The organism is Nocardioides carbamazepini, assembly GCF_024614185.1.
In the GTDB taxonomy this organism is placed as follows: Bacteria; Actinomycetota; Actinomycetes; order Propionibacteriales; family Nocardioidaceae; genus Nocardioides; species Nocardioides carbamazepini.
The window spans coordinates 1-11,791 of record NZ_JAHTLF010000004.1 but is presented as its reverse complement, the minus strand read 5'-3'; the positions used below and the strand labels follow the sequence as shown (position 1 = coordinate 11,791).

Here is an 11,791-nt window from a genome sequence, read left to right as displayed (position 1 = left end):
TGACCAGACCGGCGTCGCCCTCATCGTCGTAGCGGTCGATCCAGGTCTTCACGCACTTGCGAGAGACCCCCATCGCAGCGGCGATGTGAGCTTGAGGCCAGCCCGCTTGATGGCGTTGAACGATTAGCTGCGTCAGTGTCAGGACCGCACCGAAGTTGGTGTCGATCTGTTCCTCCCAGTCCAGGGGCGCGGAGTCCACGAAGGGTCCACTGATCCACCGACCGGCGTTGTTGACCAGCACGTCGATGCGTCCGGTCATGGTCGCGGCGTCCTTGATGACGTCGGCGAGGGCCGCGCGGTCCCGGACGTCACAGGTGTAGTGGCGCGCTTCGTGGCCGTGGTCTTCCGCGATCTTCCCAGCCACCTCGCGGACGAGGTTCTCCTGGCGATCTACGAGTGCGAGATGGGCGCCGGCTGCGGCGAGCCGCTCTGCGATGGCCGCACCGACGCCTTGACCGGCACCCGTGACGATCGCGACCTGACCTTCGAGGTCCTTCATGCGTCGTTGATCCCGATGAGTGAGCAGTAGATGTCGGCGATCGACTCGGCGTCCAGTGGGCCGCCCGGCCGGTACCAGTGGTACATCCAACTCGGCATGCTCACGATCGCCTGCGCGACCGCCGTGGGCGGCCCAGGTGGCATCCGGTTCTGCTTCTGGAGGGTGGCGACCAGGCGGGCGACGCGGTTGATGAAATCACGCTCGTCCTTGGTGATCTTCTCGCGTGTCTCCGCCTCCAGCGAGTAGAGTTCTTGCCAGAAGACGGCGAAGGCGCGGCGGTCGCGTACCACGGCAGCGGTGAACTCTCGCATGATGCCGCGCAGCTGACCCGCGGGCGTGTCCGAGGAGCGGATCCCGGCCTCCAGGGCCTCCATCATGTTGTGGTCCACCGTGAGCGCGATCTCCCGCAGCAGGTCGCTCTTGGACCCGACGTAGTGGTAGATCGCCGGCTGGCTGAGCCCGACCTCGGCCGCGATGTCCTTGGTCGTTCCGGCGGCGAAGCCGTCGCGCATGAAGACCTCTGCAGCACCATCGAGGACAGCACGGCGTTTGGCTTCATAATCGAGATTCATCGCTGCCGTCCTCCGTCTGTTGAGTACCGACAGGGTTCACCGCGATTAGTGAACCTCTGACGGTCTGATCCGTTGATCTGCACATGTCCTTGCCAGACTGACATCTCGCAGCCTATGCGTGCGGAACGCTGTTGGGGCGGTGGGCGGGTCGACCGTGATCGAGGAGTTCGCGGACGGAGGGCGAGACCGCGACGGGCCGCAAGGTGTCGAGGTCAGTCATCACCCGGACGAGGTGGGCCCGGGCCACCACCTCACCGTCCGGCTTGGCGAACTCGTGACGGCACACGACGGACGAGCGGCGCCCCACTGACAGCTCGATGGAATGGGTGAGCACGTCGCCTGCCCGCGCTGGCGCGACGTAGTCGCACTCGGCGTGCACCACCGGCATGGCCACCCGGTCCGCGATCTGTTGCGTGACTGGGAAGCCGAGCTCGACGAAGAGGAGCTGCTCGCCCTCGCTCATGTAGTGGAGGTACGTCGGAAAGTAGATCAGCCCCGACGCGTCGTCCTCCCCCACGAACACCGGCCGGGTGCGGGACCAGGTCACGTGACCGCCTGCTGCAGAACCGAGGCCGAGCCGCGTCCCACCTCGGTCCCGTCGTGACGCGTGACGGACAGGTCCACCGTCAGCATTTCGCCCTCCTCAACCGGCTCGGACCTGGTCACGACTGCTCTGGTGCGCAGCACATCGCCGGGGAAGACGGGCGCCGTGACGTCGACCTTGAGCACCCGCACGGCGTCGACGCCGACGGCCCTGCTCACCGCAGCGCCGGCGTACGAGACCACGAAGGTGCCGTGGGCGATCACGCTTCGCAGACCCGACCTCGCCGCGACCTCGTCCTCGACGTGGACCAGGTTGGGATCGCGCATGGACACGGCCATGTAGGCGATCCGCAGTCGGTCGATTGGCGGGGTCTCGACCTCGGGAAGGGTGTCACCCACGCTCAGCCTCATCACGTCAGCCCCTCTGCACGGTGTTGGAACGCTCGAGGGCGACGATGGTGCCGTCCTCGCGTGAGTACTCGGTGGTCAGCTCTACGAACGTCAGGTGTCCGGACTTGCCGTCTTTCTCCGTGACGCCGGAGATCCAGGGCCGCACGGTGAGACGGTCCCCCACCCTCACTGGGCTTCGGTGCTCCACCTCACTGCCGCCGAAAACGGTTCGGAGCATGTCGAAGTCGAGGGCGTCGTGGATGGGCTCCGCGCCGTAGGACGTCACGTACATGAAGAAGCCGGGGGGCACGACGGAACCCACCTCGGCGCGGTAGTCCTGCTCGGGAGCGACGCCCAGCGCGGTCACGTACTCCTCGACGCGCGCCGGGTCGATGTAGAACTCGCTCTCCGCAAACCTGGTGCCTACTTCTCGTGCCATGTCGCTCCTTCATCCGGCGAGCGGCGCTCGCGCCACCTCGTTGACAGTCGAGGTGCTGGACCCTACCTTGGCCTGGATCGGTCAATCTATCAAGGAGTAGCGATGTCGCACGCTGTCATCATCGGGACGGGCATCACCTCCTTCGGCAAGATGCCTGCCACCACGCTACGAGATCACGTTGCTGCCGCGACCCGGGACGCCCTGGCCGACGCAGGGATCGATGCCGGCCAGATCCAGGCTGCGTACTCGGCCAACGCCATCGCCGGGCTGCTCAACGGTCAGGAGATGGTGCGCGGCCAGGTCGCGCTGCGCGCGACGGGCATCACGGGTGTGCCCGTGATCAACGTCGAGAATGCCTGCGCGTCGGGATCGACCGCGCTCCACCTGGCCCAGACCGCCGTCCTGGCCGGTCAGCATGACCTTGTCCTCGTCGTTGGCTCGGAGAAGATGACGCACGACGACAAGCGTCGTGCCGGCCTCGCCGTCGCCACCGCCCTCGACGTCGAGAGCGACTTCGACCGGGACTCGCCCTCGCCGTTCATGGATGTCTACGCCAAGAAGGTCCGCAGCTACCTGGCCGAGAGCGACGCCACGGTGGAGGACCTCGCCCGGGTCGTGGTCAAGGCGCAGCACAACGGCGGCCTCAACCCGAACGCCCAGTACGGCTCGGAGACGACGGTCGAGAAGGTGCTGGCCGACCTCATGATCAGCGACCCCCTCACCCGCATGATGTGCTCGCCGATCGGTGACGGCGCCGCGGCCCTGGTGGTCGCCAGCCCCGAGCGAGCTCGCCGCCTGGGCATCGCGGATCCGGTCCGGATCCGTGCGTCGGTGCTGTGCTCCGGCTCTCCGGTGGGTGAAGGACCGCCCGCCGCCTACCGCTCGGCGACGCTGGCCTACGAGCAAGCGGGAGTGGGACCCCAGGACCTCGACGTGGTCGAGCTGCACGACGCCGCCGCCTCGTCGGAGCTGATGCGCTACGAGTCGTTGCAGCTTTGCGCACCGGGCGAGGGCGCCCGCCTGATCAGGAGGGGCGCCACGGCCCTCACCGGCCGGCTCCCGGTGAATCCAGGGGGCGGCCTGCTGGCCCGGGGCCACCCCCTGGGCGCCACCGGCTGCGCACAGGTCGTCGAGTTGTGCGACCAGCTGCGCGACCGGGCCAGGACCCGTCAGGTCGACGGCGCACGCATCGCCCTGGCCGACAACGGGGGCGGCTGGGTAGCCGGCGACTCGGCGGCGGAGTGCGTCCACATCCTCAGCGCGTGACGTGCTGAGGATGCGACCGCACCGCCGAGTCAGGAGTAGATGAACGTCCGGTCCTCGAGGTAGGACTCGAGCGCCTCGATGCCGTGCTCTCGTCCGAAGCCCGACGCCCCCACGCCACCGAACGGCAGTTCGTCGTAGACCCGCGCCAGCGAGTTGATCCAGGTGTAGCCCGCCGGGACCTGCCGGGCCAGCCGCCACGCGCGCGCCTGGTCGGCGCTCCAGACCGACGCACCCAGGGAGAACGGGGTCTCGTTCGCCACCGCGACGGCCTCCTCGTCGCTGCTGACCCTGATCACCGTGAGGACGGGCCCGAAGGTCTCCTCGACCCGGACCCGGGAGGTGGGCGCGGGATCGAGCAGCAGGGCCGGACGCACGAACCAGCCCCGGTCGTAGGTGCTGCCCGTGGGACGGCCACCGCCGAGCAGTTTCGCCCCCCGGTCGACGGCGTCGGCGACCTGGCCCTCGATCCGGTCACGGGAGGCCTCGCTGTGCAGCGGGCCCATGGTCGAGTCCGCTCCGAGACTCGGCCCGAGCGCCACGCGGTCGAGACGCTCGACGATCGCCTCCACCACCTCGTCGGCGACCCGTTCGTGGACGACCAGCCGTTTCGGAGCCACGCAGACCTGCCCAGCGTTGTAGAAGCGAGCACCCATGAGCGCCCGGACGGCTCCCCTCAGGTCGGCATCCTCGAGCAGGACGAAGGGGTCGCAGCCACCGAGCTCCAGCGTCAGGCGCTTGAGGCGCTCGCCGGCGCGGGCGGCGATACGTCGCCCGACCTCCGTCGACCCCGTGAAGGCCACGCGCGAGACGGATGGATGCGTGACCAGGAGGTCACCCACGTCGGGGCCACCCCCCACGACGTCGAGCAGCCCCTCGGGCAGGAACGCCTGAGCGATCCGGGCCAGCTCGAGGGTGATCAAAGACGTCGACTCGGCTGGCTTGATGAGGAATCCGCAGCCGGCCGCCAACGCCGGGGCGAGCTTGCTGCCGAACAGGGACGCCGGGAAGTTCCACGGGACGATGGCGGCCACGAGGCCGACCGGTCCGCGGTCCACGAGTCCGTGGACCTCACCCCCGAGCCGCTGGTGACGACCCCCGGCCAGGGTCGCCAGTCCGGCGTACTGCAGGAACGGCCCGACGTACCTGTCGAGCTCGAGCAGCGCCTCCTTGCGAGTCTTGCCCTGCTCCTTGGCCAGCAGATCAGCGAGCTCCGGGAGGCGCTCGCGGGTGGCCTCGGCGATCTTCAGCAGGGCCTCGGCCCGCTTCATCGGGGTCAGGTCCGACCACCTCGACATGGCCTGCAGGGCACGATCCGCCTTGACGTCGATGCTAGCTGCGTCATCCCGGGCCACCACCCCCAGCGCTGTGCCGTCGTCCGGCGCGTACACCACATATTCGGTCATCTCAAGCCCCTAGTCGATTGATAAGCCGATTGATACTGTACGAGCCATGTCAATGCTCATCGACTGCCACGTCCACGTAGGTCCACGCCGCCGGTGGCTGCCTGCCGGGCTCGAGCTGGCGGCCACGCTCGCCGATGACGCGACCCGCCACGTGGTCGAGGGCGACGGTCCCACCGGCGAGGGCCTCCTGGCGTACCTGGAGAACGAGGGCGTGGACGTCGCGGTCGCGATCCCGAGCGGCCAGGAACCCGTCCAGGAGTACGCCCTGGACGAGGGCGAGGGCACCGGGCGGCTGCTGCCGTTTGTGCAGTACGACCCGCGATCGGTCCCCGAGCCTGGCAGACGGTTCGCCGACGCCATCGCGCGAGGGGCGCGCGGCCTCAAGGTGCACCCGTGCAGCCATCAGCTGCCTGCCAACGACCGGAGCCTCTACCCACTGTTCGCGATCGCCGAGGAGCGCGGCCTCCCGGTAACGATCCACGTCGGCTCGTCCGTCTTCCCGGGCGCCAAGATGAGGTACTGCGACCCGCTGCTCGTCGACGAGGTCGCCGCCGACTTTCCGGAGCTGCGCATCCTGTGCGCACATGCCGGCCGGGGCTTCTGGACCCGACAGGTCTTCGAGCTCACCCGCATGCGTCCGAACGTGTGGATGGAGCTCTCCGGCATGCCCGCGACGCGGATCGTGCAAGAGTTCCCGGAGCTCGAGCGGGTCAAGGACCGCGTGCTCTTCGGCAGCGACTGGCCCTCGTCGCCTCCCATCTCGCGCCTCGCGGCGCAGTTCCGCCAGATGCCCTTCAGTGAGGAACTGATAGAGAATGCCCTCTGGCGCAACGCCGTCCGACTCTTCGACCTGCCCATCCCGTCGGTATCCGCCATGGTGGCGGATACCCACCACCCGATCCTGAGGAGCTGACGATGGAATTCGGCCGCACCACGCGCGACGGCGCACTCTTATTCCCGAACGTGGAGAGCCGGTTCCTTCCGGAGTCCGAGCACCTGCCCCAGCTGAGCTTCGGCTCGCCCCAGCTGGACTACGCACAGTCGGATGCGCCCCTCAACGCTTGTCAGGCCCTCCTCGACGCGACCGTCGCGCGGGTCGGACCCAATCACCGGGCCATGGCCCGGGTCGGCCCCGGAACCCCCGAGTACTGGACGTACGGAGAGGTGCTCGACCGCGTGAACCGGCTAGCTGCGGGCCTGAGACGCCACGGGGTACAGGCCGGCGATCGAGTGCTGGTGCGCATGCCGGACGTTCCCGAGGCCGCCGTGGCCCAGCTCGCCGTGTGGCGCCTCGGTGGCATCGTGGTGCCGTCGTCGGTGCTGGAGATGGCCCGCGAGCTGGCCTTCATGCTCAACGACACCGAGGCGAGCACCGTCATCTGCTCGACCGCACACGAGGGCGAGCTCACCGCGGCCCTGGCCGAGACGCCCACGGTGCAGCGGATCGTCGGCTGGCCGGATGCCTCCGCCCACGACCTCTCGATGGACCTGCTGTCCGAGGGGTCCGGAGAACACGTCCCTCCCCATCCGACCCGACCGCTCGACGCGTCTGGCATCTACTACACGGGCGGCACCACCGGGCAGCCGAAGGGCTGCCTGCACACCCATGCGGCCGAAGTTGCGCTGGCCGACCTCAACAACGAGGTGCGAGGTGCCGACGAGACCTCGGTGTTCCTCACGCACGCGCCCATCGGCCACGCCTTCGGCAACGGTGAGAAGATCAACTTCCCGCTGCGCGCGGGCGCCCTCGCCGTCTTCGTCGACAGGCCCACCGCCGCCGACATGTGGGCCCTCCTGCGGGAGTTCGGCGTCACGTCCATGGCCGGCGCCGCGACGATGTACCGGATGATGCTGGCGGACCCGCCACCCAGCAAGGAGACGCTCGGACTGCCGCTGCGCAACGCCCTGAGCTCCGGGGAGGCTCTCGACGCCGCGACGCACGAACGCTGGGCGCAGCGAATGCCTTCACCGCTTCGCAACGGGGTGGGCATGACTCCGATGCGCCACATCTTCCTCGACGCCGACGCCGGACCCCCGGGTCCGCCCCCCGGCCTCACTGTGGGCCGGCCCCTCCCCGGCTACGAGGCCCGGTTGCTCGGCAAGGACGGCGCGATGGCGCCCTTCGGCGAGGCCGGCCAGCTCGCCGTCCGCGGCCCCTCGGGCATCACCTACTGGATCAACACCCACCCCGGTGTTCTCGAGCGGAGCCGCCAGGACGTGGTCAACGGTTGGAGCATCCTCGATGATGCCTACCTGCGTGATGAGCACGGGTGGCTGTGGTTCCACGGCCGGCTCGACGACATGATCGTGACGGGGGGTCGACAGGTGGCACCCATCGAGGTCGAGCGCGTCCTGGCCACGCACCCGGACGTGGCCGAGGTCGCTGTCGTGCCGGCCCCCGACGCCCTGCGCGGTCAGGTCGTCACCGCCTTCGTGCGGCTCCAGCCGGACCGCCCGTCCGGCCCTGGGACCACGCAACAGCTCCAGGACTTCTGCAAGTCCCAGATGGCCGCGTACAAGTACCCCCGTCGCATCGAGTACGTCGACGAGCTGCCCAAGGATCCCGTCGGCAAACTCCAACGACGCAAGCTCCGGGACCTGCTGCGCGCCGAGGCCCCGTCGTGACCTCGGGTCACCAGCCCGTAACCACGGCGGACGACTGCCTGCTCACTACGATCCGCGACGGTGCCGCTCACCTCGTGCTCAACCGGTCCGAGCGCCTGAACGCCGTCAACGTGGCACTCGTCGAGCACCTGCACCGCGCACTGTCCGACCTCGAGAGCAGGAAGGACGTGGCCGTCGTCTGCCTCAGCGGCCAGGGGCGCGCGTTCTGCGCCGGCTCCGACGTCAAAGAGATGGAGCGCCGCCCGTCCCGACTGGGGATGGAGGGTGCCGAGCTCGAGACGCTGAGGGCCGCCGAACGCGCGCGCATGGAGCGCGCCTTCGACATCGTCGTGCGAATCAGCGAGCTGCCGCAGGTCACGATCGCGGGCCTCCGCGGCCCGGTCGCGGGCGCGGGCATCGGTCTGGCGCTCGCCTGCGACTTCCGTATCGCGGGCGACAGCACTGTCTTTGTCCCCGGGTTCTCCTCGCTCGGTCTCCCCGGCGACTGGGGCGTCAGCTGGTTTCTGACCGAGAAGGCTGGAAAGAATGTGGCCCGGCGCATGCTGCTGCGCGGTGAGCGCCTCGGCGCCGCGGAGGCGCTGGCTGCCGGGATGGTCGACGAGGTCGTGCCCGACCACGACCTCGACGAGGTCCTCAGCGCGCGCACGGAGGCCCTGTCCTCGGCGCCGGCGGAGGCCATCTCCGCGAGCAAGTCCCTCTTGCACCGCCACGGCCTCCCGGAGGCTCTGGCCCGCGAGATCGAGGCGACGCTGAGCTGCCAGGAGTCACAGGCCCATGCCACCGCGCTCCAAGACTTCCTCGTTCGCTCCCGCTCGCGCGCGAGGTCCTGACCGTGGGCAAGTGGAGCCTCGAGGGGGCCCGGACGCTGCTGTTCGTACCCGGCGACCGACCCGACCGCTTTGCGGGCGCCGTCGCCAGCGGGGCCGACGCTGTGATCATCGATCTCGAAGACGGAGTCGCACCTGAGAACAAGGCGGAGGCCCGATGTGCCGCGGCGAGATGGCTGGACGCCGCCGGCCAGGCAGTGGTCCGGATCAACTCCGACTGGGCGGGCCAGGAGGCCGACCTCGCTGTGCTCCGTCACTGCCAGGGGGTGCGAGGTGTAATGGTTCCCAAGTCCCAGCACGCCGACGCCCTGGCCGAGCTCCACCACGTCTGGGGCGACGTGCCGCTCATTGCCCTGGTCGAAACCGCCGTTGGTGTCTTGGGGTCAGTGGAGATCGCGCGGGCGCCCGGCGTGCTCAGGCTCGCCCTCGGTCACGTCGACCTCGCCGCCGATCTCGGCTCGGCCGAAGACGACGCGGCGATGCTGCTTGCGCGCAGCACTCTGGTGATCGCGTCCCGGGCGGCCGGGATTGCCGGCCCGATCGACAGCGTCACCCGCGACCTCGACGCCAGCGAGGTGACGACGGACGCGACGCGCCGTGCACGAGCGCTAGGCTTCACAGGCAAGCTCTGCCTCAACCCCCGCCAAGTCGATGCCGTCAGGCTCGGCCTGCTCCCCACGGAGAACGAGATCTCCTGGGCCCGCGGCATCATCGAGGCGGGCACCTCAGGGGCCGTCCGTTCCGGGACCCATATGGTTGACGGACCCGTGCTCGAGCGTGCCCGCCGGATCCTGGCGCAGGCAGGCTGTTGAACACTGCGGGAGATCGCCATGAAGGAGTCCGCCCACTCCACCAAGACCCTCGGAGTCTCCGGAAACTTCGGGATGCTTCAATCAGAACCTGTACACCAGGTCACCGACTTGACCACGTTCAGACGCGGTCAAACACCCACGAAAGTGCCAGAAGAGCCCCACTTCAGGGACCTTCGGCCTTAGACGGGGCAAGCTTCGTGAGTAAGTTGGGAACACCCAAAGGAGACCATCATGACCGTCAGACCACACGACGTCGTCGACCTCTACCTTGCGCCGGTCGCATTGAGTGTCGACGCCAACCTTCAAAGCCTTTCGGGGTTCTCGTCGGAGAAGATCGACGGCGAGGTCGCCCTAGCGACGAATCTCGACCCAATAGGCATTGACGGAAGGCAGCGGGCCGTGCTCGAAACGGTCACCCACCTCGTCGAGATGCATGGATGGTCCGCATCATGGCACGAGCGCGGACTGCAACTCTCCCACGAGGAGCATCGCCTCGTGCTGGGTATTCCGCCCAGTCTGCATACGTACCTCGGCGGAGGGTAGACCGGAAGGATGTCCCGAGTTCCGTGGAACTTCGGTGGCGGTCCGGTGAGCATCAGGCTGCGCTCACGTCTTCGCCGGCCACCTCGAGCCCACTGACCGGCTCTCACCGGCGATCGCCGAGGCCGGCCGTGTCGACGGCCACGGAAAACTGCCCGGAGACGGCCACGAAACTGCCCGCTGGCGGACATGAGAACTGCCCGCTGACGGTCATGGGATCTGCCCGACACGACGTCGTCTGCCTCGCCGCGGTCCGCGGTTGAGGCCCCTTCCTGGGTCTGTCAGGAATCCGGTGTAAGCGGCATTTCTCATCTTGACGTTCAGCCGTCCTGAGCCTTGGGCATCCGGTCGGCGAAGGTCACCGCGAACGCGTTCAGGGCGGGCTTCCGCCGCATGGTCCACCGTGTCTGTCCGGTGCCCTTGGGGTCAAGCGATCTGGTGACCAGGTAGAGGCACTTCATCGCGGCCTGCTCGGTCGGGAAGTGACCGCGCGCGCTGACCGCCCTGCGATACCGGGCGTTCAAGCTCTCGATGGCGTTCGTGCTGCACAGCACCTTGCGGATCTCCACGTCGTAGTCCAGGAACGGGGTGAACTGCTCCCAGGCGTTGCGCCACAGCTGGCCGATCGCCGGGTAGGGCTTGCCCCACTTCTCCTCGAACTCCTCAAACGCCGCCCAAGCCGCCTCCGGGCTGGGCGCACCGTAGATCGGCTTGAGATCCGCGGCGATCTGGCCCGAGTACTTCTTCGAGGCGTACCGAAAGGTGTTCCTGATCAGATGGATCACACACGTCTGCACCACCGCCTGGGGGAACACGGCCTCGACCGAGTCCGGCAAACCCTTGAGCCCGTCGCAGACGACGAAGAACACGTCGGCCACGCCACGGTTCTTCAGCTCGGCCAGGACGCTCATCCAGAACTTCGCGGTCTCTCCGCCACCGGCCCCGGCCCACAGACCGAGCACGTCCTTGTGGCCGGCCAGGTCGACCCCGATCGCGGCGTAGACCGGCCGGTTTCCGACCTGGCCGTCGCGGACCTTGACGTGGATGGCGTCGATGAAGATGGCCGCGTAGACCCTTTCCAGCGGGCGGGCGGACCATTCGGCCATCTCGGCGATCACCTTGTCGGTGATCCGGCTGACGGTGTCCTTGGAGACACTCGCGCCGTAGATCTCGGCGAAGTGGGCGCTGATCTCCCCGGTGGTCAGCCCCTTGAAGTACAGCGAGAGCACGATGGTGTCGACATCGCCGGAACGGCGCTGCCACTTCTTCACGATCGCCGGGTCAAAGGACCCCACCCGGTCCCGAGGAACCTCGATCTCCACCGGCCCGCAGTTGTCGGTCAGCAACGTTTTGGTGCGCGTGCCGTTGCGGGAGTTCCCGGAGTTCTGGCCGGCCGGGTCGTGCTTGTCATAGCCGAGGTGGTCGGCCATCTCCTCATCCAGCGCGGTCTCGATCACCGTCTTGGTCAACGCCTTGAGCAGCCCGCCCGGGCCAGTCAGCGCGGTCCCGCGCTCGCGGGCAGAACGCACCAGCTCGCGGGCCACCTCCAGCTCGTCCGCCGAAGGTCGCGCGAACCCCTCCGGCAGCTGCCCCTCGTCGTGGTTGTGGTTCTCCTTCTGCGGCGCTTCGGCCGCCTTCACCGATGCAGACATGTTCGGCAGTGTCTCGGTCATCATCGACCCTTTCTGCCAACTCAACCGAACTGGCGTGTCGGGCCGTTTACACCGAAATTCCGACAGTCCCCCCTTCCTTCCTCGGGTGCGATGAGCGGTGCTGAAGCGCCCTATCGCCCCGAGGAAGGGATGAGTTGAAGTCTGCCGAGGAGATCATGAAAATCTTGGATGCCTACGACCTGACAGGGTCGTTGCGTGACGC

At 68.3% G+C, this 11,791-nt stretch carries 13 protein-coding genes; 6 read left to right on the top strand and 7 right to left on the bottom strand.

Annotated features, from left to right (window positions below):
* The 5 genes from KVF89_RS02390 to KVF89_RS02370 all read right to left on the bottom strand — a co-directional run.
* A partial coding sequence (locus tag KVF89_RS02390) for an SDR family NAD(P)-dependent oxidoreductase (RefSeq protein ID WP_257423035.1) occupies nt 1–499 on the bottom strand: 499 nt, incomplete at its 3' end.
* Entirely contained in the window at nt 496–1,071 is a 576-nt protein-coding gene (locus KVF89_RS02385) for a TetR/AcrR family transcriptional regulator (protein WP_257423033.1), read from the bottom strand. The genes KVF89_RS02390 and KVF89_RS02385, both read right to left, overlap by 4 nt.
* A 112-nt stretch (nt 1,072–1,183) precedes the next feature.
* A complete protein-coding gene (locus KVF89_RS02380) occupies nt 1,184–1,618 on the bottom strand; it encodes an acyl-CoA thioesterase (RefSeq protein WP_257423031.1) in 435 nt (144 codons plus the stop codon).
* Nucleotides 1,615–2,013 carry a MaoC family dehydratase gene (locus KVF89_RS02375; RefSeq protein ID WP_257423029.1) on the bottom strand — a complete coding sequence of 133 codons (399 nt, stop codon included), beginning with the start codon at nt 2,011–2,013 and terminating at the stop codon, nt 1,615–1,617. The genes KVF89_RS02380 and KVF89_RS02375 overlap by 4 nt, the downstream gene beginning before the upstream one ends.
* A gap of 16 nt (nt 2,014–2,029) precedes the next feature.
* On the bottom strand, nt 2,030–2,443 hold the full coding sequence (locus KVF89_RS02370; RefSeq protein ID WP_257423028.1) for an FAS1-like dehydratase domain-containing protein: 414 nt from the start codon (nt 2,441–2,443) through the stop codon (nt 2,030–2,032).
* Nucleotides 2,444–2,545: 102 nt separating this feature from the next.
* On the opposite strand from KVF89_RS02370, the gene KVF89_RS02365 reads away from it, so the two are divergent.
* Nucleotides 2,546–3,709, top strand: a complete 1,164-nt coding sequence (locus KVF89_RS02365; RefSeq protein ID WP_257423026.1) for a thiolase family protein — start codon at nt 2,546–2,548, stop codon at nt 3,707–3,709.
* 29 nt (nt 3,710–3,738) lie between these two features.
* On the opposite strand, the gene KVF89_RS02360 is transcribed toward KVF89_RS02365, so the two are convergent.
* Complete coding sequence (locus KVF89_RS02360; protein ID WP_257423024.1) at nt 3,739–5,112, bottom strand: aldehyde dehydrogenase family protein; 1,374 nt, start codon at nt 5,110–5,112, stop codon at nt 3,739–3,741.
* Between the two features lie 46 nt (nt 5,113–5,158).
* Here KVF89_RS02360 and KVF89_RS02355 point away from each other — a divergent pair, with 46 nt between their 5' ends.
* The 5 genes from KVF89_RS02355 (at nt 5,159) to KVF89_RS02335 (ending at nt 9,919) form a co-directional block, all read left to right on the top strand.
* Nucleotides 5,159–6,025: an amidohydrolase family protein gene (locus tag KVF89_RS02355; protein WP_257423022.1), complete on the top strand. Its 867-nt coding sequence runs from the start codon at nt 5,159–5,161 to the stop codon at nt 6,023–6,025.
* A gap of 2 nt (nt 6,026–6,027) precedes the next feature.
* Nucleotides 6,028–7,737: an acetate--CoA ligase gene (locus tag KVF89_RS02350; protein ID WP_257423021.1), complete on the top strand. Its 1,710-nt coding sequence runs from the start codon at nt 6,028–6,030 to the stop codon at nt 7,735–7,737.
* Complete coding sequence (locus KVF89_RS02345) at nt 7,734–8,567, top strand: enoyl-CoA hydratase/isomerase family protein (protein WP_257423020.1); 834 nt, start codon at nt 7,734–7,736, stop codon at nt 8,565–8,567. The genes KVF89_RS02350 and KVF89_RS02345 overlap by 4 nt, the downstream gene beginning before the upstream one ends.
* Before the next feature lie 2 nt (nt 8,568–8,569).
* On the top strand, nt 8,570–9,376 hold the full coding sequence (locus KVF89_RS02340; protein ID WP_257423019.1) for an HpcH/HpaI aldolase/citrate lyase family protein: 807 nt from the start codon (nt 8,570–8,572) through the stop codon (nt 9,374–9,376).
* A 231-nt stretch (nt 9,377–9,607) separates the two neighbouring features.
* Nucleotides 9,608–9,919, top strand: a complete 312-nt coding sequence (locus KVF89_RS02335; protein ID WP_257423018.1) for a hypothetical protein — start codon at nt 9,608–9,610, stop codon at nt 9,917–9,919.
* 317 nt (nt 9,920–10,236) lie between these two features.
* On the opposite strand, the gene KVF89_RS02330 is transcribed toward KVF89_RS02335, so the two are convergent.
* Nucleotides 10,237–11,568, bottom strand: a complete 1,332-nt coding sequence (locus KVF89_RS02330; protein WP_257423017.1) for an IS256 family transposase — start codon at nt 11,566–11,568, stop codon at nt 10,237–10,239.
* Nucleotides 11,569–11,791: the final 223 nt, after the last annotated feature.